Raw genomic sequence first — 21,759 nt, forward strand, 5'->3', positions numbered from 1 at the left:
TGATATACGGGAGTTTGAAATAGGTAAGGATTGATGATGCAAAAAAAATCTCTGGACTTCTGGGTTGGACTTTTTGTTTTACTTGGTGCTGCCGCTTTACTATTTCTGGCATTGAAAGCTGGCAATATGAGTTCGCTTTCACTAGAGAAAACGTATGAAGTGGTAACGCGTTTTGACAATATCGGCGGACTGAAACCACGTGCCGCAGTAAAAAGTGCGGGTGTCGTCGTCGGACGGGTTTCGGAAGTCAGATTTGACGATAAAACCTTTCAGGCAACGGTGATACTGCAATTAGAAACACGCTATAAGTTTCCGAAAGATACATCTGCCAAGATTCTGACGGCAGGATTATTGGGTGAGCAATATATTGGCCTGGAAGCCGGTGGTGACACCGCGAATCTGGTTGCCGGTGACAGGATAAAAATGACGCAGTCGGCGGTCGTTCTGGAAAATCTGATCAGTCAGTTTCTTTTCAGTAAGGCCGCAGACAGCAATGCGGAAGAGAAAAAATGAAAAATACATTCAAGCAGTTAAACGTGCGTTTTTGCGCCGTACTGGTACTGAGCATGACTGTGTTGCTGACAGGTTGCAGCACCGTCTCAGTCGATAAAATCAAAGACAAAGCTGACCGCACGCTGGACGTGATCAGTACCAAAACCAATATCGGTAAAAACCCACGCGATCCTCTTGAGGGGTTTAATCGCGCAATGTTCAATTTCAATGATTCACTGGATCAGGCGGTATTGAAACCGGTTGCGCAAACGTATCGCGATGTGACGCCATCGTTTGTTCAGACCGGTGTCGGTAACTTTTTCAGCAATATCGGCGATGTCTGGAATGCGGTCAACAATCTGTTGCAAGGCAAAGTTGCTGAAGGTAGCTCCGACGTAATGCGTTTTGCGTTTAACTCAACATTTGGTCTGGCGGGTTTACTTGATATCGCTTCGCCCGCAGGTCTGCCTAAGCATCGCGAAGATTTTGGTCAGACGTTGGGTCGCTGGGGTGTCCGTTCCGGGCCTTATCTGGTCTTACCACTATTGGGTTCGTCTACCGTGCGTGATGCGTTGGCAACACCGGTCGATATGAAAGGTAATTTGTGGTCGTATAAAGAGCCTGTTTATATTCGCAATATCGGTACTGGCGTACGTCTGGTCGATGCCCGCGCATCTGTGCTGGACGCCGGTTCGCTGATAGAAGAAGCCGCCCTGGATAAATATGTGTTTATCCGTGATGCCTATCTGCAGCGTCGCGCCAGTCAGATCGCTCCGGAAGAGGATTAATTCCCGTAGGGATTTGTAAAACAATATAACAACAGTCAACCCATCAACACCCCGATGAGTTAACTGGCGACACAGACGTCGCAATCAGATGGATATGAAGGATAAAGAAATGAAAACAATCATGACCCGATTTTTATTAACGATGTTTGCCACTCTGGCATTTGCCAACAGCGGTTTTGCCGCCGCTGCTGCTCAGGAAGCGCCTGATCAGTTGGTCAAACGCATCAGTCTTGAAATTATTGATCTGGCGAAAGCGGACAAAGAAATTCAGGCCGGCAATCAAAAGCGTGTTTATGACCTGGTCGACAGCAAAATTTTGCCTTACATCGATTTTCAGCGCATGACTTCGCTGGCAGCAGGTAAAAGCTGGAGAGATGCGACACCGGAACAGCAAAAGCAACTGATTAACGAATTCCGTACTTTGTTGGTATTTACTTACTCTGGTGCTATCGCTCAGATTAAAGACCAACGCGTTGAATTTAAACCGCTTCGTGGAGTAACACCGGAAGATACGGAAGTCGAAGTCCGTTCGCAGATTATTCAGACCCGTGGCGAGCCTATCCAGTTAAATTACCGTCTTGAAAAATTGCCAGCAGGCTGGAAAATCTATGACATCAACGTACTGGGTGCATGGCTGGTCGAAACATATAAAGGCAGTTTTTCTGCTGAAATCAGCAAGTCTGGCATTGATGGTCTGATCAAAACCCTGACTGAAAAAAATAAAAAGCTCGCATCTGCACCAATCAAAGCGGCATCCAAATAAGTCTGACAAAGGATTTATTGTGTACAAACTAGCAGGCGAACTTTCTCAGAAGAATGCCCGTACCGCGCTGGCAGAAGGGAATGCTGCCATATCGCAGGGACAGTCGGACTTCGACTTGTCTGGCCTGGAGCGGATAGATTCTGCTGCCGTTGCCGTTATGATTGAATGGCAGCGACAGGCTCTGGCAAAAAAGCAAACTCTGCAATTTCATGCGTTGCCAGCCAGCCTGATCAGTCTGATCAGGCTTTACGGTCTGAGTGAGCAGTTTATTACCCCATCCTCCGAGCGACATTGACGCTCACCCCGGGAATGCGTCGGTTTCCTGCACGCAGTTTCAGCCTCCACGCTGAAAATCCCCTATAATCAAGGGTTCGCCCAGCGGGTGAACCCTTAGATTTTCTCCGTATCCGATTTCTCTTACGCACGTAAGTGCAAGCATGCCAGATGGCCGCCATACAAATTAGTAATATTCAAAAACGCTACCAGTCTTTGCAAGCTCTGGGCGGCGTATCGCTTTCTATCGAAGAAGGCGAATTTTTCGGCCTGCTCGGGCCAAATGGTGCGGGTAAAACGACATTGATTTCTATCATCGCTGGCCTGAACCGTGCCGACGCCGGTAATGTCACGGTGCAAGGTCATGACGTTGTCAGCGACTACAGGAATGCGCGCAGGAATCTGGGCGTCGTACCGCAAGAATTAGTTTTTGATCCATTTTTTACTGTACGCGAAACCTTGCGTATGCAGTCCGGTTATTTCGGCCTCAGAAACAACGATAAATGGATAGATGAGGTCATGGAAAACCTTGATCTGACCAATAAGGCCGATACCAATATGCGCGCTTTGTCGGGTGGCATGAAGCGCCGCGTGCTGGTTGCGCAGGCGCTTGTGCACAAGCCGCCCGTAATCGTGCTTGACGAGCCAACGGCAGGCGTTGACGTTGAATTGCGTCAGACTTTGTGGCAATTCATTGCGCGTTTGAACCGAGAAGGTCACACCATCGTGCTGACCACACATTATCTCGAAGAAGCGCAGGCTCTTTGTAATCGTATTGCAATGCTGAAATTGGGGAAGGTTGTTGCCCTCGATAGCACTGCCGCGCTGATTAAGCGTATTTCGGGGTCCCAACTGCGGGTAACTCTGGCCGCATCCGGTAATACGACTTTACCTGTAACGTTACGCGACAAGATTATCAGCCATGAAACCCTGGCCGATCCACGTCAGTTTGCTTTACGTGTCACCGACTATGGTCAGGTTGAAGGAATCTTAGGTGAGCTACGCATGGGTGGATGTGTGATTGAGGATATGCAATTGTTGCAAGCCGATCTGGAAGACGTCTTCCTGCAAATTATGGAGGGCAAGCAATGAGTAATATGACCGGTTTTAACACCCTGTTTTACAAAGAAGTACTGCGCTTCTGGAAAGTCGCAACGCAAACGATCACAGCACCTATCATGACCGCGTTGTTGTATTTGCTGATTTTCGGCCATGTGCTGGATGCTCATGTGCAGGTGTATCCGGGTGTGCGTTACACCGCATTTCTGGTACCAGGATTGGTGATGATGAGTGTGTTGCAAAATGCTTTTGCGAATTCATCTTCTTCGCTGATACAGTCGAAAATCACCGGCAATCTGGTGTTTGTATTGTTGCCGCCTTTATCGCACTGGGAGCTTTTCGGTGGCTATGTACTGGCGGCGATATTACGTGGTGTCACAGTCGGTGCGGGTGTGTTTATTGTGACGGTATGGTTCACTGACCTGCATTTTGAAGCGCCAGGGTGGATTGCTCTGTTTGCGTTGCTGGGCGCGGCGATGCTGGGAACGATGGGACTGATCGCCGGCATCTGGGCAGAGAAATTCGATCAGCTCGCTGCATTCCAGAATTTTTTAATCATGCCGGCGACGTTTTTATCCGGCGTGTTTTATTCGATACATTCTTTGCCGCCGTTCTGGCAAACCGTGTCGCACTTTAATCCATTCTTTTACATGATCGATGGATTCCGGTTTGGCTTCTTCGGTAAATCAGACGTGGCACCGTTGTATAGTTTAGCGATTGTTTCTGTTTTCTTTGTTTTACTGTCAGCGATTGCGGTGCAGATGCTGAAGCGTGGTTATAAGTTGCGTGATTGATTGATGCCAGGTATCAGTCCTTCAGCGTGTTACTAATTGAGTTTGAAAGAGATATACGCCGTGTTTCCTACCCCTGAACAAATTAAAAACTACATTGCTGCTGGTCTTGAATGCAGCCATCTGGAAGTTGAAGGTGATGGTCAGCACTTTAATGCCGTCATCGTTTCCACCGCATTCGCTGGCAAACGTCCGATACAACGTCACCAGATCGTCTATGCGGTTCTGGGTGATCGTATGCGTGAAGAAATTCATGCTTTGTCGATGAAAACACTGACACCTGAAGAGTACCAGGCATAATGGATAAATTACTGATTACCGGCGGTCACCGCCTGAACGGAGACATCGTTATCTCCGGAGCAAAAAATGCCGCGTTACCGATTTTGTGCGCAGGTTTGCTGAGTGCCGATGATGTCGTGCTGAGCAATGTTCCATCGCTGCAGGATGTCAACACCATGCTGAAATTGCTGCGTCAGATGGGTTTGCGCGTCACGCAGGAAAATGGCGTCACTACGCTCAATGGGCAGGGTATTGATAAACTCGAAGCACCTTACGACATGGTGAAAACCATGCGTGCTTCGATACTGGTACTCGGCCCTTTACTGGCGCGTTTCGGTGAAGCGAAAGTCTCATTGCCGGGCGGCTGTGCGATTGGCTCGCGTCCGGTGGATCAGCATATCAAAGGCTTGCGTGCGATGGGTGCCGAGATCACGATCGAGGCGGGTTATATCCATGCCAAAGCCAAGCGACTCAAAGGTGCGCGTATCGTGACCGATATGATTACGGTCACTGGCACCGAAAATCTGTTGATGGCAGCGACGCTGGCGGAAGGCGAGACTGTGCTGGAAAACGCCGCGCGTGAACCGGAAGTGACCGATCTGGCGAATCTGCTGGTGGCAATGGGAGCGAAGATCGAAGGCATAGGCACTGATAGACTGGTGATACAGGGCTGTGAAAGCTTGCATGGCGCTGCCCATACCGTGATCGCAGATCGCATTGAGACCGCGACTTTCCTGTGTGCAGTGGCGGCAACCGGTGGCGATATCACCTTGAAAAATACCCGCAGCGATATTCTTGATGTGGCACTCGATAAGTTGCGTGAAGCTGGCGTCGTTTTGACGACCGGCCCGGACTGGATACGTGCGCAAATGAGTAGCCGTCCGAAGGCAGTCAGTTTCCGCACCACTGAATACCCGGGTTTCCCTACCGATATGCAGGCGCAATTCATGGCGCTCGATTGTGTTGCGTCCGGCAGTAGCCGCGTCACAGAAACGATTTTTGAAAATCGTTTCATGCATGTGCAGGAGATGAATCGTCTTGGCGCAAAAATTGAAATCGATGGACATACAGCGATCATCAATGGCGTCGATAAACTGGTCGGCGCGCCAGTTATGGCAACCGATTTACGCGCTTCAGCATCGCTGGTGATTGCCGGCATGGCGGCGGAAGGCGAAACACTGATAGACCGGATTTATCACCTCGATCGTGGTTACGACCGCATGGAAGTGAAATTGTCAGCGGTCGGCGCACAAATACAAAGGCTCAAGTAATGACTGCACAACTCACTCTGGCTTTATCCAAAGGGCGGATTTTTGAAGAAACTCTGCCGCTGCTGGAAGCGGCCGGCATTCGCGTGACCGAAGATCCGGAAAAATCCCGTAAGCTGATTCTGGCAACGAATGATCCGGGTGTGCGCGTGATCATTGTCCGCGCTTCCGATGTGCCGACGTATGTGCAGTATGGCGCCGCTGATTTCGGCGTTGCCGGTAAAGACGTGTTGCACGAACATGGTGGCGAAGGTTTGTATCAGCCTATCGATCTGAACATTGCAAAATGCCGCATGTCTGTGGCTGTCTCGGCCGGATTTGATTATCAGAGCGCTGTACATCAGGGCGCGCGTTTGCGCGTGGCAACCAAGTACACCGAAACTGCGCGCGAGCATTTTGCCAGCAAAGGTGTGCACGTCGATCTGATCAAGCTGTATGGTTCTATGGAACTCGCGCCGCTGGTTGGTCTGTCGGATGCGATTGTCGATCTGGTCAGCACCGGCAGCACTCTGCGCGCGAATAATCTGGTTGAAGTCGAACACATCATGGATATTTCCTCGCGTCTGGTGGTGAATCAGGCAGCATTGAAATTGAAGCGTGAACGTTTGCAACCGATACTTGAAGCTTTCGAGCGCGCCACCAGTTTAAAAGCATAATTAAAGAGAATGAGCATGGCATCCCCCGCATCCCTGATTACCCGGCTGGACTCAACTGAGGCAGATTTTTCCGCAAAGCTCTCTGCCTTGCTGGCTTTTGAAGCGAGTGAAGATGAAGCGATTGATCGTGCTGCCGCACAAATTTTAGCCAGCGTAAAAGCGCATGGTGACAGTGCTGTGCTGGACGCGACCAATCGTTTTGACCGCCTCAGTGCGGACAGTGTTGCGGCGCTGGAGTTGTCGCAGCAAGAGATGCAGGATGCGCTGAATTCACTCAGTGCCGAACGTCGCCATGCGCTGGAAACGGCAGCACAGCGAGTGCGTGCGTATCACGAGATACAAAAGAAAGAATGCGGCTCCGAAGGTTTCAGCTATACCGAAGCCGATGGTACGGTGCTTGGTCAGAAGGTCACGCCACTCGATCGCGTCGGCATCTATGTGCCGGGCGGTAAGGCTGCTTATCCTTCCTCGGTATTGATGAATGCGATTCCCGCCAAGGTTGCCGGTGTGCAGGAAATCATCATGGTGGTACCGACGCCCGATGGCGTGAAGAATCCGCTGGTGCTGGCGGCAGCGGCGATTGCCGGTGTCGACAGAGTATTCACCATCGGCGGCGCGCAGGCAGTCGGTGCGCTGGCGTATGGCACCGCGACGATTCCGCAAGTCGATAAGATAGTCGGGCCAGGTAACGCCTATGTCGCGGCGGCAAAGCGCCGTGTGTTTGGCACAGTTGGTATCGACATGATTGCTGGCCCATCAGAAATTCTGGTCTTGTGCGATGGCACAACGAATCCGGATTGGGTTGCGATGGATTTATTTTCGCAGGCAGAACATGATGAGCTCGCGCAGTCGATTTTATTGTGCCCCGATGCAGCGTATATCGAAGCGGTGCTGGCCAGCATCGCCCGTTTGCTGCCAGAGATGCCGCGCCACGAAGTGATCCGCACTTCGCTGGCGAATCGCGGTGCGCTGATTAAAGTGCGTGACATGGACGAAGCCTGTGCGATTGCGAACAGCATCGCCGCCGAACACTTGGAAATTTCGGCTGAACAGCCGCAGCAATGGGCGGATAAAATCCGCCATGCCGGTGCGATGTTCCTCGGTCGTTATTCGTCGGAAGCCTTAGGCGATTATTGCGCGGGCCCGAATCATGTGTTGCCGACTTCCCGTACTGCGCGCTTTTCATCGCCGCTGGGTGTGTATGATTTCCAGAAACGCTCATCCATGATCCATGTCAGTGAACAAGGTGCGCAGACGCTGGGCAAAGTGGCCGCCGAGCTCGCTTATGGCGAAGGCTTGCAAGCCCATGCGCGTAGTGCCGAATTCCGCCTGAAGTGACTTTCAACATGAATTCCTAGCATGGCAGCCAATTGGCGGAATCAGATATTTTGCGAGGACGCGTTGCAAGGGCTGGCGCGTTTGCCTGATGCCAGCGTTGATTTGTTGCTGGCCGATCCGCCGTATGGTCTGGGCAAGGATTACGGCAACGACTCCGACAAAATGGAAGCCGCCGCCTACCTTGACTGGATGACGGCGTGGGTCGATCTGGCCTTACCCAAGCTCAAGGTGAATGGCAGTCTGTATATTTTTCTGACCTGGCGTTATTCGCCGGAAGTGTTCGTGATGCTCAAACAGCGCATGAGCATGATGAATGAAATCATCTGGGACCGGCGTGTGCCTTCGATGGGCGGAACGGTACGTAAATATTCCTCGGTGCATGACACCATCGGCTTCTTTGTCAAAGCGCGGGATTATTATTTTGATCTGGATGCGATCCGCATTCCGTATGATGCGGCCACCAAAAAAGCGCGCAGCCGTAAGATTTTTGAAGGTGCCAAATGGCTGGAGCTGGGCTTTAATCCCAAAGATGTGTGGAGTGTTTCGCGTCTGCATCGTGAACACGCCGAGCGTGAAGAGCACCCGACACAAAAGCCCTTAGAAATTATCGAACGCATGATCAAGGCATCCTGCCCACCCGGCGGCGTCGTCCTTGATCCATTTATGGGCAGCGGTACCACCGCTGTCGCCGCACAACGTTGCGGGCGCGATTTCGTTGGTTTTGAACTGAATCCTGATTATTGCGAGATGATACAAAAACGCCTCGCTCAGGCGCATCCCGTATAACTCTCCGGCGTGCACTTTTGGGGGAGTATATGAACAACGTCTCGTACAACCTAATTAAATAGCGGATGTTTTGGTGTTAATCGAACATACTGCCTGGAGTATATAGTGAGTATCACGGATATTATCCGCCCGGAAATCAGCAGTTTAGCGGCTTACCACGTGCCCGATGCGGCAGGTTTGCTGAAACTCGATGCGATGGAAAATCCTTATCTGTTGCCAGCGGAAATGCAGCAGGCGCTGGCGCAGCATCTGGCGCAGGTGGCGCTGAATCGCTATCCGGTGCCATCGTATTTCAGCCTGAAGCAGTTGATCGCCGACAAGCTGGGCGTGCCCGCAGATCGCGAGATCGTGCTCGGCAATGGTTCCGACGAGCTGATCGCCATGATCTCGGTGGCATGCGCCAAGCCGGGCGCGAAAGTGCTGGCGCCGGTGCCCGGATTTGTGATGTATGCGATGTCAGCGAAATTTGCCGGTCTGGAATTCATCGGTGTGCCGCTGCAGGCTGATCTGACGCTCGATACGGCCGCGATGCTGGCCGCCATCCGCACGCACCGCCCGGCGATCACGTATCTTGCGTATCCGAATAATCCTACCGGCACTTTGTATGACGCTGACGATATCGTTGCCATTGCACACGCCGTTGGCGACAGCGGCGTGGTGGTGGTGGATGAAGCGTATCAGCCTTTTGCGCCGTCGAGTTTCATGCCGCGTCTGGCGGAATTTGACAATCTGGTGGTCGTGCGCACGGTGTCAAAATTAGGTCTGGCAGGCATACGTCTTGGTTATATGGCTGGCAATAACGCGCTGATGCATGAGTTTGAAAAAGTGCGCCCACCTTACAACATCAATGTGCTGACGCAGGCGGCCGCAGAATTTGTGTTGCAGCGGGTCGAAGTGCTGGATGCGCAGGCGGCCGAATTACGCGCACAGCGTAGCCAATTGGCAACGGCATTAAGTGCCTTGCCCGGCGTGCAGGTTTTTCCCTCGGCTGCGAATTTCCTGCTGATCCGTGTGGCGAATGCTGAACAAGTCTTTGCTAAATTGTTGGATCACAAAATTTTAGTCAAAAATGTAGGTAAAATGCACTCTCTGCTTGAGAACTGTCTGCGCATCACCGTCAGCACTCAGGAAGAAAATGCTCTTTTTATGGCTGCGCTTGCAGCATCTCTGACATCAAAATGAATAAGCCAACGCAAAATGAATATCAGCCGCGCATTGCGGCGGTATCCCGCAATACCAATGAAACGCAAATCCGCGTCGCGATCAATCTCGATGGCACCGGTCAGCAAAAGCTCAATACCGGTGTGCCGTTTCTGGATCACATGCTCGATCAGATCGCCCGTCACGGATTGATAGACCTTGAGGTTGAAGCGGTCGGCGATCTGCACATCGATGCGCACCATACCGTCGAAGATGTCGGTATTACGCTGGGTCAGGCATTCGCGCAGGCGGTCGGCGACAAAAAAGGCATTCGTCGCTATGGTCACGCTTATGTGCCACTGGATGAAGCATTGTCACGCGTGGTGGTGGATTTTTCCGGTCGTCCCGGGCTGGAATATCACATTCCTTTCACCCGTGCGATGATAGGTCAGTTTGACGTTGATCTGACACGTGAGTTTTTTCAGGGTTTTGTGAATCACGCACTTGTTACGCTGCATATCGATAATTTGCGTGGCGATAATTCGCATCATCAATGCGAAACCGTGTTCAAGGCGTTTGGCCGTGCATTACGGATGGCCATCGAGCTGGATCCGCGTGCCGCTGGTATGATTCCGTCGACCAAAGGTTGTCTTTAATATTGTCAGTCGTATCCCGATCCCGGCGACAGTCGGGCGATCATTATGAATAAAATTGTTGTTGTTGATTACGGTATGGGAAATTTGCGCTCAGTAGCGCAAGCCCTGCGTGCCGTTGCACCTGAAGCGAACGTATTGATTTCGGGTGAGGTGGCCGATATTCAGAGTGCTGACCGCATCGTGTTACCAGGACAGGGCGCGATGCCCGACTGCATGAGCAGTCTGCGTGATTCTGGTGTGCAGGAAGCTGTACTCAATGCCAGCCGTAACAAACCCTTGTTCGGCGTGTGTGTTGGCGAGCAAATGTTGTTTGATCTGAGTGAAGAAGGCAATACGCCTGGTCTGGGACTATTGCCGGGCAAGGTTGTACGCTTTGATCTGGATGGTCAGCTGCAAGCCGATGGTTCGCGTTTTAAAGTGCCGCAGATGGGCTGGAATCGTGTGCAGCAATCTCGGTCTCACGCTTTGTGGCAAGATATACCCGATCAGGAATATTTTTATTTTGTGCATAGCTATTATGCACAGCCTGACAATGCGGAGCATATTGTGGGTATGACAGATTATGGTCAGCTCTTCGCCTGTGCCGTTGCCCGCGATAATATTTTTGCGACGCAATTTCACCCTGAAAAGAGTGCGCATGCCGGTTTGCAGTTGTATAAGAACTTTGTTCACTGGAATCCTTGAGTATCTGATCGGGCGAAATGTTGTTGCTTTATGCTTTGCCGGATAGTCTGATTTTCTGTTGTACTTTCGTTTCTTTTTTTGTCTCTTTTTGTCTGATACCGACACCTTAATTTCTTTAACATCATGTTGCTCATCCCTGCTATCGACCTGAAAGATGGTCACTGTGTACGCCTGAAACAAGGTGATATGGAACAAGCCACCGTGTTCTCCGAAGACCCGGCTGAAACTGCCCGTCACTGGCTGAAACAAGGAGCGCGCCGGCTGCATCTGGTCGATCTGAATGGTGCTTTTGCCGGTAAGCCAAAAAACGAAGGCGCGGTGAAATCCATTCTGAAAGCGGTGCGGGAATATGCCGAAGAAACCGGCACTGAGGAAATCCCGGTTCAGCTCGGCGGCGGTATCCGTGATCTCGATACGATAGAACGCTATCTTGATGGCGGCCTGTCTTACATCATCATCGGCACGGCAGCGGTGCGTAACCCCGGCTTCCTGGCGGATGCCTGCAGCGCATTCCCCGGTCAGATTATCGTCGGCATTGACGCTAAAGACGGTAAGGTGGCGACCGATGGCTGGAGTAAATTATCCGGTCACGAAGTGATTGATCTGGCGAAAAAATTTGAAGATTACGGCGTGGAATCCATTATTTACACCGACATCGGTCGTGATGGCATGATGGGCGGCGTCAATATTGAAGCGACAGTCAGACTGGCGCAGGCCGTCAGCATTCCAGTCATTGCTTCCGGTGGTGTACATAATCTTGCCGACGTGGAAGCCTTGTGTGCGGTACAGGAGGAAGGTATTGAGGGCGTTATCTGTGGCCGCTCAATTTACGAAGGTACGCTGGATCTCGCCTCGGCACAGGATCGCGCTGACGAACTCAGTGGTGAGCCGCTTTTGGATGAAGAAGACGCTGAATGACATTAGCTAAACGCATTATTCCTTGTCTGGATGTGACCGCAGGTCGCGTCGTCAAAGGAATTAATTTTCAAGAGCTGCGCGATGCCGGTGACCCGGTGGAGATCGCCCGTCGTTACGATGCGCAGGGTGCCGATGAAATTACTTTCCTCGATATCACCGCATCATCTGATGGGCGTGATCTGATACTGCCGATTATCGAAGCCGTGGCATCTCAGGTATTCATTCCTTTGACGGTTGGCGGCGGCGTGCGCACGGTTGCCGATGTGCGACGCCTACTGAATGCGGGTGCAGACAAGGTTGGCATCAATACGTCTGCGGTGACCAATCCGCAACTGGTGGCAGATGCGGCGCATAAATACGGCTCACAATGTATCGTGGTCGCGATTGATGCAAAGAATGTCGCACCGGGAAAATGGGAAGTCTTCACCCACGGCGGCCGCAATGCAACTGGCCTGGATGCGGTGGAGTGGGCGCAAAATATGGCGCGTCTTGGTGCCGGTGAGATTCTTCTGACCAGCATGGATAAAGATGGTACCCGTTCCGGTTTTGATCTCGGCCTGACCCGCGCAGTGTCGGATGCCGTATCCATTCCGGTGATCGCTTCCGGTGGTGTCGGTGGTTTGCAGGATCTTGCTGACGGTATCAAAGTCGGTGGTGCAGATGCGGTACTGGCCGCCAGCATTTTCCATTACGGCCATCACACGGTCGGAGAAGCGAAGCAATTCATGGCAGCGCAAAATATTCCTATGAGGTTGGTATGAGTGCCGCGACGTGGTTAAACAAAGTGAAGTGGGATGATCAGGGGCTGGTACCCGTAATCGCACAAGAGGCGAGTAGTAACGACGTGTTGATGTTCGCCTGGATGAACCGCGATGCGTTAAGCAAAACAGTTGAGATCGGCGAAGCCGTTTACTGGAGCCGTTCACGTAAAAAGTTATGGCATAAGGGCGAGGAGTCCGGTCATGTGCAGAAAGTAAAAGAAATCCGTCTCGATTGTGATCAGGACGTGGTGCTGATTAAAGTTGAGCAGGCAGATAGCATTGCCTGCCACACCGGACGTCATTCTTGTTTTTTTCAGAAATTTGAAGGCAGTCTGAATGAAGGTGATTGGCAGGCAGTGGATCCGGTATTGAAAGACCCTGAGAGTATTTATAAATGAGTACACAAGTACAAGTGCTGGAACGTTTGGCAGAGATTATTGAAAGTCGCAAACTGGCCAATGGCGGCGACCCTGATAAATCGTATGTCGCGCGTTTGTTTTCCAAAGGCGACGATGCGATTTTGAAAAAAATCGGCGAAGAAGCAACCGAAACTGTGATGGCCGCAAAAGATGCGCGTGTCTCAGGTGATGCCAGCAAAGTGTTATACGAATGTGCTGACTTATGGTTTCATTCGCTTGTCATGTTGGCCCAGTATGATTTGCGCCCTCAGCAAGTATTAGATGAGCTGGCAAGGCGCGAGGGCATCTCCGGTATCGAAGAAAAGGCAGCACGTCAGGAGTAAGACGTGCGGCTTTGGTTCTGAGAATTATTTCCCTTGTTTAATTTGATCGGATAAACGTGGATAATTGTATCTTCTGTAAAATTGTTGCCAAGCAAATTCCATCAACGATAGTGTATGAAGATGAGAGCTTACTGGCGTTTAAGGATATTCATCCCGCTGCACCGGTGCACTTATTGATTATTCCAAAAAAGCACATAGATACCTTGTCTTCCGCACAGTCAGAGCATACGGAATTGCTGGGAAAAATGCTGGCGCTGGTGCCTAAGCTTGCGACTGAGCATGGTTGTGCACCAACGGTGATGGCAGATGGAAGTTTATCGGGCGGTTATAAAACCCTGATTAACACAGGGCCGGATGGCGGGCAGGAAGTGTATCATCTGCACACGCATCTGATCGGTGGTCCGCAGCCTTGGCGCGGACAACGCTAATTTTTTTAGAGAGCATTGCTCTCCTGGGAGTCAAACATGGGTTCATTCAGTATCTGGCACTGGCTAATCGTTTTAGTCGTGGTTATATTAGTTTTCGGCACCAAAAAACTTGGTAACGTTGGTGCTGATCTTGGTAAGGCTGTCAAAGGATTCAAAGACGGCGTTAAAGGTGAAGAAGAAAAATCATCCACTGCGACTCAGCAAGTGGCAGATAAAAGCACGATTGATGTTGACGCCAAAGAAAAATCGAAACAGTGAAGCAAGTGTTGCTGACTTCTGTGGGATGCGGCCATGATTGATCTTGGTATCAGCAAACTGGCATTGATCGGTGTCGTTGCCTTGATCGTCATCGGTCCGGAAAAATTACCGAAAGTTGCCCGCATGGCGGGCACTTTGCTTGGGCGTGCCCAGCGTTACATCAGCGATGTGAAGGCCGAAGTCAGTAAAGAAATTGAACTCGAAGAATTGCGCAAAATGCAGAAAGACGTACAGGAAGCAGCTCAGAATGTAGAGCAATCTGTCAGCGCTTCACTGCAGGAAGCAGAGAATGAGCTGCGTTCGATTGAACGCGATGCTCAAGATGATTTGCAGACGCCATTCACCGTTACGCATGCTCAAGTGAGCGAGAAAGCGAAAGATTTCCGTCGCAAGCGTCTGGCGAAAACATCGGCAGTTCCTGGCTGGTACAAAAGCCGTCATGGCCAGCGCAGTCATATCGTGTCCGGCTCTGCGCGGATGGCAAGACACAGGGCAAAAGCCCGTCCACCCGTCAGTTTTTTTTGATTCCTCTTTTATGTCCCTGCGCTCTTTATTTTGGGTGGTATTCGCATGAGCGATAAGATTGAACACGGCGCTGAGGAAACCTTCATTTCTCATCTTGTTGAGTTACGTGACCGTCTGGTGAAGGCGGTCTACGGTCTCGCCGCTGCATGTATTGTGTTGATGCTGTGGCCGGGGCCGGCAGCCATTTATGATTTTCTCGCCCGGCCCATGCTGGCGTCGTTGCCCGCCGGATCGAAAATGATCGCGACGGGCGTGATATCGCCATTTCTGGTGCCGATGAAGGTGACCTTGTTGCTGGCATTTATGCTGGCATTACCGTGGATACTGTATCAGGTCTGGGCCTTTGTCGCGCCAGGCTTGTACACCCATGAAAAGCGACTGGTTGCTCCACTGGTCATTTCCTCATCTCTGCTGTTTCTGGGCGGCGTCGCGTTTTGTTATTTCCTGGTGTTTGGCCGGGTATTTAAATTCATCAACGAATTTTCGCCAGCGTCGATCAGCATCGCGCCGGATATCGAAAATTATTTAGATTTTATTATGTCGATGTGCCTTGCGTTTGGCGTGACCTTCGAAGTGCCCGTCGTCGTCGTTGTTTTGGTGCGCATGGGCCTGGTGACAGTTGAGAAACTCAAAGCGATACGACCTTATGTCGTGGTTGGGGCGTTTGTGATTGCGGCTATTGTGACGCCACCGGACATTGTCAGTCAGTTTTCACTGGCGTTGCCAATGTGGTTTTTGTATGAGCTTGGTTTGCTCATTGCGCCACTGTTTGTTCGCGTAACGCAGTCACCCGACACGGCCGAGTAGATGCTGCGGGACAGAACGTGTCCCGTAGACTTATGCGGCGCGCAGCCATTGAACCAATGGCAATGCACTTTGGAAGCCTTGTAACAAGGTACGCTTAACCTCGTCACTGTCCATGCCTTTGAGCGGACATTCTGTCCACACCATGAAATTTTTGAGTTTGATGTACTCGATGTGTTTCAGTTCCGCATCAAACCCTTTCGGTGGACGACTCAGTTTTCCTTCTTCTTGCAGTGCCCCGAAAGCCTGTTTGAGTTTTTTATCTTTCAGCACTTTTTCAAATCCTGCTGCGTCATCAATGATGTGCTGACGGATTGCCCGCAGCCGATCAGATGGCGGCATATATTCGCCCACGGCAAAGAATAATCTGCCCGTAGCGTCCATTTGAAAATAATAAGCTGGCCCGCCGCCTTCGCTGGGCTTCTTGCGCCCACTCGGCAGAATAGACGAGGAAAACGTCGTTTTATAAGGTGATTTATCTTTGGCAAAACGGACGTCGCGATTAATCCGGAACAGGGCCTTCTTTGGTTCGCAACCGGCGATTGCGGGGTCGAATTTTTGTATGCCTTGTATGAGTTCTGTCACCATCTGTAAAAACTCAGCGCGCAAAATATCGTAACGCGGCTTGTTCATGACGAACCACGCGCGATTATTGTTTTCAGATAACTCAGATAAAAAAGCTTGCAGATCAATCAGGTGCATATATCAGCCTATTCTTCGCGTCGGCTTGGTGGACGTTTGCCAACGGTGACTTCTAAAGTGGGTTCCTGTTTATTTCTCACCACGGTAATTTTTGCGGTATTCCCTGGTTTGAGTTGTGCAACCAGATTCAGCATTTCGGTCGTATCTCTGACCGGCTTTCCTGCAATGGAGACCAGAATATCACCCGGCTTCATTCCCGCTTTGTCTGCTGGCCCACCGCGGATCACACCGGCAATAATTGCCCCCGATTTCTGTTTCAGCCCAAAGCTTTCAGCCAGCTCTGGCGTAATGTCCTGCGGCTCAACACCAATCCAGCCGCGTACCACTTGTCCCTGGCTGATAATTTGTTCCATGACCGCTTTGACTGTCGAGACCGGGGTGGCAAAGCCAATGCCGACCGAGCCGCCACTCTGAGAATAGATCGCTGTATTGATTCCAAGCAGGTTGCCATTGATATCAACCAGTGCGCCGCCAGAATTGCCCGGATTAATCGCTGCGTCGGTTTGTATGAAATTCTGGAATGCGTTGTCGGTCAGATTATTGCGTCCCAGTGCAGAAATAATACCCATCGTTACCGTTTGTCCGACACCGAAAGGATTACCGATCGCCAGTACAACGTCGCCGACCTTGGTGTCGTCGGGCTGTCCGAGTGTGATGGCAGGAATATTCGGCAGATTAATTTTAATGACCGCCAGATCTGTTTCCGGATCGGTACCGACGACTTTTGCCGCAGCAGTACGTCCGTCGGCAAGGGCGACATCAATTTCATCCGCCGATTCGACTACGTGGTTATTAGTCAGGATATAACCTTCAGCACTGACAATAACGCCCGAGCCCAGGCTGGACTGTCGCTCCGTTCTCTGATTTGATTGCTCGCCAAAAAAACGACGCAGAAACGGATCGTTTAATAATGGATTGCGCGCACGTTGGATTTCTTTCGAGGTGTAGATGTTGACCACCGACGGCATGGCTTTCTGTGCCGCGCCGCGATAAGAGCTTTGCGCACCGACACTGTTTGCCGGTGCTTCTTTCAGGCTGAGTGCCGACACCATCGGGCCGCCCTGCGCTGCGCTGAACGGCTGATTTACCCAGCCTGGTTTTAAGGTGGTTACAATAAACCAAATCGCCAGACCAACTGTTACAGTCTGGGCAAACAATAACCAAAGACGTCGCATAAGGTAAATGATGAAAGTAAATTCAATAAGTAGGGATGAACTTGCCCAATTTCTAGAGACAGAATTGCAGCTTGCCCGTGTTCGTGATTATTGCCCAAATGGCGTACAGGTGGAAGGACGAAATGAAATTAAGCGCATTGTTACCGGTGTTACGGCAAGTCTGGCGCTGCTGAATAAAGCTGTCAGCCTGCAGGCTGACGCTATACTGGTGCATCATGGCTATTTCTGGCGCGGCGAGGATATGCGCGTCATCGGGCAGAAACATAAACGCTTAAAACTTTTGCTGCAACATGACATCTCTTTATTTGCCTATCACTTACCGCTGGACATGCATCCGCTGATAGGAAATAACGCACGTCTGGCGCATGAACTCGGTTTGCAGGCAGATGGAAGATTTGGTGACGATGATCTTGGTTGGATCGGTCATTCAGTGATGCCGGAGATCGTGACTGTAGGGCAATTTGCCTTGCATATTGAAGCTTGCCTCGGACGGCCGCCATTGTTGATCGGTGAGCCGGAGGCGCCTCTGGGCAAAATTGCATGGTGTACCGGCGCCGCGCAAGGAATGTTAGACGCGGCGATCACAGCAGGAGCAAGCGTTTATCTGAGTGGTGAGATTTCGGAACCCACGGTACATTTGGCGAGGGAGTCAGGTGTTGCCTACCTGGCATGTGGTCATCACGCGACCGAACGTTATGGTATTCAGGCGTTGGGCGGGTTGCTTGCAGAAAAGTTCGGAATCGAACACTTATTTGTAGATATTGATAATCCGGTTTGATATCCGTTGGGATTGCCGGCGTCGTCAGGCAATCCCTTTGAAGTCGCGTTGTTGTTATTTTTTCAGTGAGTCGCGAATTTCTCTGAGCAACAACACATCTTCCGGCGTTACAACTGGTGCTGGGGCGGGGGCAGGTTCTGCCTTTTTCATTTTATTAAACAGACGCACCATCTGAAAAATGATAAAGGCCAGAATCAGGAAGTTGACCGCAACTGTAATGAAACTGCCGTAAGCAAGCACGCCGCCGGCTTTTTTCGCCTCGATCAGCGTCAATGTGGTTCCTTGTCCATTCAGCGGCAGATAATAGTTGGAAAAATCCAGACCGCCGAAGATACGCCCGATGATAGGCATGACAACATCTCCCACCAGAGAGTCAACGATTTTGCCGAAAGCACCACCGATAATGACACCTACCGCCAGATCAACCACGTTGCCCTTGCTTGCGAAAGCTTTAAATTCCTGCATCATGCTCATTATTTTTCTCCGTAAATATATTGATTAATATATTGGCAAACGCTGCCAAGATAGTTAGATTGTATTTTAAGGCCGAAAGTGGCCTGAATAATCAGGATGCTTTGTCAATTATCTTTTCGTAAATTTTTTGCTTTAATCACAAAGTACAGGAAAAGATCTGAAGTAAATCAAAAAGTGTGTAAGTTGTTGAAAAAAAGCCTTGAAACGGGCGTTTCGGGTATCTTTTGCTTTAAAAGCATATCCAGCTACTTTATAATTTAATGTTGCTAGAAGTTGGATTGAGCTTCATCGGGTTTTGATTTTTGACAGATTGGGGTTGGTATGAGTAACGAAAAGCAGGTCGATTCTGGCCGTCGCGGTTTGCTCGTCGCCACTTGCGCGGCGGGTGGTGTGGCAGGTTTGGCAACAGCAGGAGCACTGGTGAGCACTTTCCAGCCATCTGAGCGAGCCAAAGCAGCTGGTGCTCCGGTGGAAGTTGATATTTCAGCTTTGAAACCGGGTGAGATGACAACAGTCGAGTGGCGCGGTAAGCCAGTCTGGATTCTGAAACGTACTCCGGAAATGCTGGCGAGTCTGGCAAAAACCGAAGATAAGGTGGCGGATCCTACCTCCAAAAAGCCTTACACGATGGATATGCCTGAGTACTGCGACAAACAAAGTCGCTCACGCAAAGAACATCCTGAGCTGTTAATCACCGTTGGTATTTGCTCACATCTGGGGTGTTCTCCAAGCTCCAAATTCCAGGCAGGTGCGCAACCATCGTTGCCGGATGACTGGCAAGGTGGTTTTCTTTGCCCATGCCACGGATCTACTTTCGATCTGGCTGGTCGTGTTTATAAAAATAAACCAGCTCCTCAAAATCTGGATGTGCCGCGTCACATGTTTTTGTCAGATACCAAAATTGTCATCGGTAAAGATGAGAAAGGCGAGGCTTAATCATGGCATTTGTTGAGAAAAAACTCCCGGCGGACGCTCCTGTCGTGGATAAAGCCTTGAACTGGGTCGATTCGCGCTTTCCGTTAACGAAATTGTGGAACGACCAGTGGGGCAAATACTACGCGCCTAAGAATTTCAATTTCTGGTACATCTTCGGTTCGCTGGCGATGCTCGTGTTGGTGATCCAGATCGTGACCGGTATTTTCTTGGTGATGCATTACAAACCAGATGCGAATCTGGCGTTTGCTTCCGTTGAATACATCATGCGTGATGTGCCGTGGGGTTGGCTGGTGCGCTACATGCACTCGACTGGCGCTTCTGCATTCTTCATCATTGTTTATCTGCACATGACCCGTGCTTTCCTGTATGGCTCATATCGTAAGCCACGTGAGCTGATCTGGTTGTTTGGTTTTGCGATTTTCCTGTGTCTGATGGCGGAAGCTTTCTTCGGTTACCTGCTGCCATGGGGACAAATGTCTTACTGGGGTGCTCAGGTTATTGTGAATCTGTTTGGTGCGATTCCTTTCATCGGCCCTGATCTTTCCCTGTGGATCCGTGGTGACTATGTGGTGTCAGATGCGACATTGAATCGTTTCTTCTCTTTCCACGTGATCGCGATTCCTCTGGTGTTGTTGGGCTTGGTCGCTGCGCATCTGATTGCTTTGCATGAAGTGGGCTCTAACAATCCTGATGGCATTGAGATCAAAGAAAATCTTGGCCCTGATGGTCACCCTGTTGATGGTGTTCCGTCACATCCTTATTACACTTTCCACGATATTTTCGGCGTGACAGTGTTCCTGACGATCTTTAGCGCAGTGGTGTTCTTTGCTCCTGAAATGGGTGGTTATTTCCTCGAATATAACAACTTCATTCCAGCCGATTCTCTGAAAACGCCGTTGCATATTGCGCCGACCTGGTACTTCACGCCTTTCTATTCGATCTTGCGTGCCACGACATCTGAGTTCTTGTATGTGGTTCAGGCTGGTGTTGCTGCTTATGTCGCCTTGATCTGGCTGACAACCAAGTTACCGCAAATTGTCAAAATGGCGATTGCTGGCGTCGCATTGCTGGCAATTATCGGCATGCTGCCATTTGGTCTGGATGCGAAATTCTGGGGTGTTGTATTGTTTGGCGGCTCCGTTGTGATTCTGGGCTTCCTGCCTTGGCTGGATCTGTCTCCTGTGAAGTCTATACGCTATCGCCCTCACTGGCATAAGTATGTCTATATCGTGTTTGGTATTGCGTTTGTTGTTCTCGGCTATCTCGGGGTACAACCACCATCCCCAACCGGCGAACGTGTGTCTCAGGTTTGCGCTGTGATTTATTTCGGCTTCTTCCTGCTGATGCCTTGGTGGAGTGCAATGGGTACATTTAAGCCAGTGCCGAAGCGCGTTACATTTTCGGCACACTGAGCGAACTAAGCGAGGAAGAATAAGCATGAAATTACTTAAAAAGATAATCGCTGTCCTGGCGTTTGTTCCTGCATTAGCGATGGCTGCTGGTGCGACATTCCCTCTGGATCGCGCTCCTGACCGTTCTACAGATATGGCGGCATTGCAGAATGGCGCGAAGCTGTTCGTCAATTACTGCCTGAACTGTCACTCGGCTTCAGCAATGCGTTATAACCGACTGAAAGATATTGGTTTGACGGATGAGCAGATCAAACAAAACTTGCTGTTTACTGGCGAGAAAGTTGGCGATCTGATGAAGAATACGATGTTAGCCAAGGACGCTAAAACCTGGTTTGGTGCGGTGCCGCCGGATTTGTCCGTGATTGCCCGTGCCCGTGCTTCTGAAGCCGGCTCTGGCGCGGACTGGTTATACACCTATCTGCGTACCTACTACAAAGATGATTCCCGTCCTACAGGCTGGAATAACATGGTTTTCCCGAACGTGGGTATGCCTCATGCATTGTGGGAGCTGCAAGGCGTTCGCGATGCCAAATTTGTGGAAGAAAAAGACCCGCATGATGCTTCTAAAACCGTACACAAATTTGTCGGATTTGAAAAAGTAACAGATGGCTCACTTGATCAGGCTGCTTACGATAATCAGGTTGGCGATCTGGTGGCCTACTTGCAATGGATGGGTGAACCAGCGCAAAATACGCGCAAACGTCTTGGTGTTGTTGTGCTGATTTTCATGGCATTGTTGGCAACACTTGCATGGCGTTTGAATGCTTCTTACTGGAAAGAAGTAAAATAAGGTATTGTTTCCTGTTTTGCGTCTGCGATTCATTAAATCGTAAGGCAGGAATTTCTAAGATCGTCCGTTTCTATCCGTCGTAA

29 protein-coding genes are annotated in these 21,759 nt (G+C 50.5%); 26 read left to right on the forward strand and 3 right to left on the reverse strand.

Annotated elements, in window-relative coordinates; all coding sequences use genetic code 11:
• Positions 1-36: 36 nt before the first annotated feature.
• From mlaD to tatC, 22 genes are all read left to right on the forward strand, one after another.
• A complete protein-coding gene (gene mlaD, locus H8K38_RS09110) occupies positions 37-513 on the forward strand; it encodes an outer membrane lipid asymmetry maintenance protein MlaD (RefSeq protein ID WP_186884500.1) in 477 nt (158 codons plus the stop codon).
• Positions 510-1,280: a VacJ family lipoprotein gene (locus tag H8K38_RS09115; protein WP_370587078.1), complete on the forward strand. Its 771-nt coding sequence runs from the start codon at positions 510-512 to the stop codon at positions 1,278-1,280. Before mlaD ends, H8K38_RS09115 begins: the two co-directional genes overlap by 4 nt.
• Before the next feature lie 109 nt (positions 1,281-1,389).
• The gene (locus tag H8K38_RS09120) at positions 1,390-2,043 is read left to right on the forward strand and encodes a phospholipid-binding protein MlaC (RefSeq protein WP_186884501.1); all 654 of its coding nucleotides are present in this window, start codon (positions 1,390-1,392) and stop codon (positions 2,041-2,043) included.
• 16 nt (positions 2,044-2,059) lie between these two features.
• Positions 2,060-2,338 (forward strand): lipid asymmetry maintenance protein MlaB, encoded by a 279-nt coding sequence (locus H8K38_RS09125; RefSeq protein WP_370527183.1) that lies wholly within the window; start codon positions 2,060-2,062, stop codon positions 2,336-2,338.
• A gap of 149 nt (positions 2,339-2,487) precedes the next feature.
• Positions 2,488-3,408, forward strand: coding sequence for an ABC transporter ATP-binding protein (locus tag H8K38_RS09130; protein ID WP_186884503.1), 921 nt, complete (start codon positions 2,488-2,490; stop codon positions 3,406-3,408).
• Positions 3,409-3,413: 5 nt separating this feature from the next.
• Positions 3,414-4,169: an ABC transporter permease gene (locus H8K38_RS09135; protein WP_186884613.1), complete on the forward strand. Its 756-nt coding sequence runs from the start codon at positions 3,414-3,416 to the stop codon at positions 4,167-4,169.
• Between the two features lie 60 nt (positions 4,170-4,229).
• Positions 4,230-4,466, forward strand: a complete 237-nt coding sequence (locus H8K38_RS09140; protein WP_186884504.1) for a BolA family protein — start codon at positions 4,230-4,232, stop codon at positions 4,464-4,466.
• The gene (gene murA, locus H8K38_RS09145; protein WP_186884505.1) at positions 4,466-5,716 is read left to right on the forward strand and encodes a UDP-N-acetylglucosamine 1-carboxyvinyltransferase; all 1,251 of its coding nucleotides are present in this window, start codon (positions 4,466-4,468) and stop codon (positions 5,714-5,716) included. Before H8K38_RS09140 ends, murA begins: the two co-directional genes overlap by 1 nt.
• On the forward strand, positions 5,716-6,369 hold the full coding sequence (gene hisG / locus H8K38_RS09150; RefSeq protein WP_186884506.1) for an ATP phosphoribosyltransferase: 654 nt from the start codon (positions 5,716-5,718) through the stop codon (positions 6,367-6,369). Before murA ends, hisG begins: the two co-directional genes overlap by 1 nt.
• A gap of 15 nt (positions 6,370-6,384) precedes the next feature.
• Entirely contained in the window at positions 6,385-7,707 is a 1,323-nt protein-coding gene (gene hisD / locus H8K38_RS09155) for a histidinol dehydrogenase (protein WP_370587079.1), read from the forward strand.
• 21 nt (positions 7,708-7,728) lie between these two features.
• Positions 7,729-8,493 carry a site-specific DNA-methyltransferase gene (locus tag H8K38_RS09160; RefSeq protein ID WP_186884508.1) on the forward strand — a complete coding sequence of 255 codons (765 nt, stop codon included), beginning with the start codon at positions 7,729-7,731 and terminating at the stop codon, positions 8,491-8,493.
• A gap of 102 nt (positions 8,494-8,595) precedes the next feature.
• Positions 8,596-9,675: a histidinol-phosphate transaminase gene (gene hisC / locus H8K38_RS09165; protein ID WP_186884614.1), complete on the forward strand. Its 1,080-nt coding sequence runs from the start codon at positions 8,596-8,598 to the stop codon at positions 9,673-9,675.
• Positions 9,672-10,289: an imidazoleglycerol-phosphate dehydratase HisB gene (gene hisB, locus H8K38_RS09170; RefSeq protein ID WP_186884509.1), complete on the forward strand. Its 618-nt coding sequence runs from the start codon at positions 9,672-9,674 to the stop codon at positions 10,287-10,289. Before hisC ends, hisB begins: the two co-directional genes overlap by 4 nt.
• Positions 10,290-10,334: 45 nt before the next feature.
• Positions 10,335-10,973, forward strand: coding sequence for an imidazole glycerol phosphate synthase subunit HisH (gene hisH / locus H8K38_RS09175; protein ID WP_186884510.1), 639 nt, complete (start codon positions 10,335-10,337; stop codon positions 10,971-10,973).
• 123 nt (positions 10,974-11,096) lie between these two features.
• Entirely contained in the window at positions 11,097-11,891 is a 795-nt protein-coding gene (gene hisA, locus H8K38_RS09180; protein WP_186884511.1) for a 1-(5-phosphoribosyl)-5-[(5-phosphoribosylamino)methylideneamino]imidazole-4-carboxamide isomerase, read from the forward strand.
• Entirely contained in the window at positions 11,888-12,652 is a 765-nt protein-coding gene (gene hisF, locus H8K38_RS09185) for an imidazole glycerol phosphate synthase subunit HisF (RefSeq protein WP_186884512.1), read from the forward strand. The genes hisA and hisF overlap by 4 nt, the downstream gene beginning before the upstream one ends.
• Positions 12,649-13,050, forward strand: a complete 402-nt coding sequence (hisI, locus tag H8K38_RS09190) for a phosphoribosyl-AMP cyclohydrolase (protein ID WP_186884513.1) — start codon at positions 12,649-12,651, stop codon at positions 13,048-13,050. Before hisF ends, hisI begins: the two co-directional genes overlap by 4 nt.
• Positions 13,047-13,394, forward strand: a complete 348-nt coding sequence (locus tag H8K38_RS09195) for a phosphoribosyl-ATP diphosphatase (RefSeq protein WP_186884514.1) — start codon at positions 13,047-13,049, stop codon at positions 13,392-13,394. Before hisI ends, H8K38_RS09195 begins: the two co-directional genes overlap by 4 nt.
• Before the next feature lie 56 nt (positions 13,395-13,450).
• Entirely contained in the window at positions 13,451-13,822 is a 372-nt protein-coding gene (locus tag H8K38_RS09200; RefSeq protein ID WP_186884515.1) for a histidine triad nucleotide-binding protein, read from the forward strand.
• A gap of 36 nt (positions 13,823-13,858) precedes the next feature.
• The gene (gene tatA, locus H8K38_RS09205; protein ID WP_186884516.1) at positions 13,859-14,080 is read left to right on the forward strand and encodes a Sec-independent protein translocase subunit TatA; all 222 of its coding nucleotides are present in this window, start codon (positions 13,859-13,861) and stop codon (positions 14,078-14,080) included.
• Positions 14,081-14,113: 33 nt separating this feature from the next.
• The gene (gene tatB, locus H8K38_RS09210) at positions 14,114-14,605 is read left to right on the forward strand and encodes a Sec-independent protein translocase protein TatB (RefSeq protein WP_186884517.1); all 492 of its coding nucleotides are present in this window, start codon (positions 14,114-14,116) and stop codon (positions 14,603-14,605) included.
• Positions 14,606-14,650: 45 nt separating this feature from the next.
• Positions 14,651-15,412 (forward strand): twin-arginine translocase subunit TatC, encoded by a 762-nt coding sequence (tatC, locus tag H8K38_RS09215; RefSeq protein WP_186884518.1) that lies wholly within the window; start codon positions 14,651-14,653, stop codon positions 15,410-15,412.
• A 30-nt stretch (positions 15,413-15,442) separates the two neighbouring features.
• Here tatC and H8K38_RS09220 read toward each other — a convergent pair whose 3' ends face one another.
• Together H8K38_RS09220 and H8K38_RS09225 are read right to left on the reverse strand one after the other, a co-directional pair.
• Complete coding sequence (locus H8K38_RS09220) at positions 15,443-16,111, reverse strand: DUF2461 domain-containing protein (protein ID WP_186884519.1); 669 nt, start codon at positions 16,109-16,111, stop codon at positions 15,443-15,445.
• 8 nt (positions 16,112-16,119) lie between these two features.
• Positions 16,120-17,286, reverse strand: coding sequence for a Do family serine endopeptidase (locus H8K38_RS09225; protein WP_186884520.1), 1,167 nt, complete (start codon positions 17,284-17,286; stop codon positions 16,120-16,122).
• A gap of 25 nt (positions 17,287-17,311) precedes the next feature.
• Here H8K38_RS09225 and H8K38_RS09230 point away from each other — a divergent pair, with 25 nt between their 5' ends.
• Positions 17,312-18,064, forward strand: a complete 753-nt coding sequence (locus tag H8K38_RS09230; protein WP_370587082.1) for a Nif3-like dinuclear metal center hexameric protein — start codon at positions 17,312-17,314, stop codon at positions 18,062-18,064.
• A gap of 54 nt (positions 18,065-18,118) precedes the next feature.
• Here the strand turns inward: H8K38_RS09230 and mscL are convergent, their stop codons facing one another.
• Positions 18,119-18,538: a large conductance mechanosensitive channel protein MscL gene (gene mscL / locus H8K38_RS09235; protein ID WP_304941547.1), complete on the reverse strand. Its 420-nt coding sequence runs from the start codon at positions 18,536-18,538 to the stop codon at positions 18,119-18,121.
• Between the two features lie 321 nt (positions 18,539-18,859).
• Here mscL and petA point away from each other — a divergent pair, with 321 nt between their 5' ends.
• The 3 genes from petA to H8K38_RS09250 are packed head-to-tail and all read left to right on the forward strand — an operon-like array spanning position 18,860 to position 21,676.
• Positions 18,860-19,474 (forward strand): ubiquinol-cytochrome c reductase iron-sulfur subunit, encoded by a 615-nt coding sequence (gene petA / locus H8K38_RS09240; protein ID WP_186884521.1) that lies wholly within the window; start codon positions 18,860-18,862, stop codon positions 19,472-19,474.
• Positions 19,474-20,886, forward strand: coding sequence for a cytochrome bc complex cytochrome b subunit (locus H8K38_RS09245; RefSeq protein WP_186884617.1), 1,413 nt, complete (start codon positions 19,474-19,476; stop codon positions 20,884-20,886). Before petA ends, H8K38_RS09245 begins: the two co-directional genes overlap by 1 nt.
• A 25-nt stretch (positions 20,887-20,911) precedes the next feature.
• Complete coding sequence (locus H8K38_RS09250; protein WP_186884522.1) at positions 20,912-21,676, forward strand: cytochrome c1; 765 nt, start codon at positions 20,912-20,914, stop codon at positions 21,674-21,676.
• Positions 21,677-21,759: the final 83 nt, after the last annotated feature.

Origin of the sequence: Undibacterium sp. FT79W (assembly GCF_014284215.1) — a bacterium.
In the GTDB taxonomy this organism is placed as follows: Bacteria; Pseudomonadota; Gammaproteobacteria; order Burkholderiales; family Burkholderiaceae_D; genus Undibacterium; species Undibacterium aquatile.

What these genes read in the sequence shown, in the direction of transcription:
- mlaD (WP_186884500.1), top strand. Translation starts at nt 37, where the DNA reads ATGCAAAAAAAATCTCTGGACTTCTGGGTTGGACTTTTTGTTTTACTT.
- H8K38_RS09115 (WP_370587078.1), top strand. Translation starts at nt 510, where the DNA reads ATGAAAAATACATTCAAGCAGTTAAACGTGCGTTTTTGCGCCGTACTG.
- H8K38_RS09120 (WP_186884501.1), top strand. Translation starts at nt 1,390, where the DNA reads ATGAAAACAATCATGACCCGATTTTTATTAACGATGTTTGCCACTCTG.
- H8K38_RS09130 (WP_186884503.1), top strand. Translation starts at nt 2,488, where the DNA reads ATGGCCGCCATACAAATTAGTAATATTCAAAAACGCTACCAGTCTTTG.
- H8K38_RS09135 (WP_186884613.1), top strand. Translation starts at nt 3,414, where the DNA reads ATGACCGGTTTTAACACCCTGTTTTACAAAGAAGTACTGCGCTTCTGG.
- murA (WP_186884505.1), top strand. Translation starts at nt 4,466, where the DNA reads ATGGATAAATTACTGATTACCGGCGGTCACCGCCTGAACGGAGACATC.
- hisG (WP_186884506.1), top strand. Translation starts at nt 5,716, where the DNA reads ATGACTGCACAACTCACTCTGGCTTTATCCAAAGGGCGGATTTTTGAA.
- hisD (WP_370587079.1), top strand. Translation starts at nt 6,385, where the DNA reads ATGGCATCCCCCGCATCCCTGATTACCCGGCTGGACTCAACTGAGGCA.
- H8K38_RS09160 (WP_186884508.1), top strand. Translation starts at nt 7,729, where the DNA reads ATGGCAGCCAATTGGCGGAATCAGATATTTTGCGAGGACGCGTTGCAA.
- hisB (WP_186884509.1), top strand. Translation starts at nt 9,672, where the DNA reads ATGAATAAGCCAACGCAAAATGAATATCAGCCGCGCATTGCGGCGGTA.
- hisH (WP_186884510.1), top strand. Translation starts at nt 10,335, where the DNA reads ATGAATAAAATTGTTGTTGTTGATTACGGTATGGGAAATTTGCGCTCA.
- hisA (WP_186884511.1), top strand. Translation starts at nt 11,097, where the DNA reads ATGTTGCTCATCCCTGCTATCGACCTGAAAGATGGTCACTGTGTACGC.
- hisF (WP_186884512.1), top strand. Translation starts at nt 11,888, where the DNA reads ATGACATTAGCTAAACGCATTATTCCTTGTCTGGATGTGACCGCAGGT.
- hisI (WP_186884513.1), top strand. Translation starts at nt 12,649, where the DNA reads ATGAGTGCCGCGACGTGGTTAAACAAAGTGAAGTGGGATGATCAGGGG.
- H8K38_RS09195 (WP_186884514.1), top strand. Translation starts at nt 13,047, where the DNA reads ATGAGTACACAAGTACAAGTGCTGGAACGTTTGGCAGAGATTATTGAA.
- tatA (WP_186884516.1), top strand. Translation starts at nt 13,859, where the DNA reads ATGGGTTCATTCAGTATCTGGCACTGGCTAATCGTTTTAGTCGTGGTT.
- tatB (WP_186884517.1), top strand. Translation starts at nt 14,114, where the DNA reads ATGATTGATCTTGGTATCAGCAAACTGGCATTGATCGGTGTCGTTGCC.
- tatC (WP_186884518.1), top strand. Translation starts at nt 14,651, where the DNA reads ATGAGCGATAAGATTGAACACGGCGCTGAGGAAACCTTCATTTCTCAT.
- H8K38_RS09220 (WP_186884519.1), bottom strand. Translation starts at nt 16,111, where the DNA reads ATGCACCTGATTGATCTGCAAGCTTTTTTATCTGAGTTATCTGAAAAC.
- H8K38_RS09225 (WP_186884520.1), bottom strand. Translation starts at nt 17,286, where the DNA reads ATGCGACGTCTTTGGTTATTGTTTGCCCAGACTGTAACAGTTGGTCTG.
- mscL (WP_304941547.1), bottom strand. Translation starts at nt 18,538, where the DNA reads ATGAGCATGATGCAGGAATTTAAAGCTTTCGCAAGCAAGGGCAACGTG.
- petA (WP_186884521.1), top strand. Translation starts at nt 18,860, where the DNA reads ATGAGTAACGAAAAGCAGGTCGATTCTGGCCGTCGCGGTTTGCTCGTC.
- H8K38_RS09250 (WP_186884522.1), top strand. Translation starts at nt 20,912, where the DNA reads ATGAAATTACTTAAAAAGATAATCGCTGTCCTGGCGTTTGTTCCTGCA.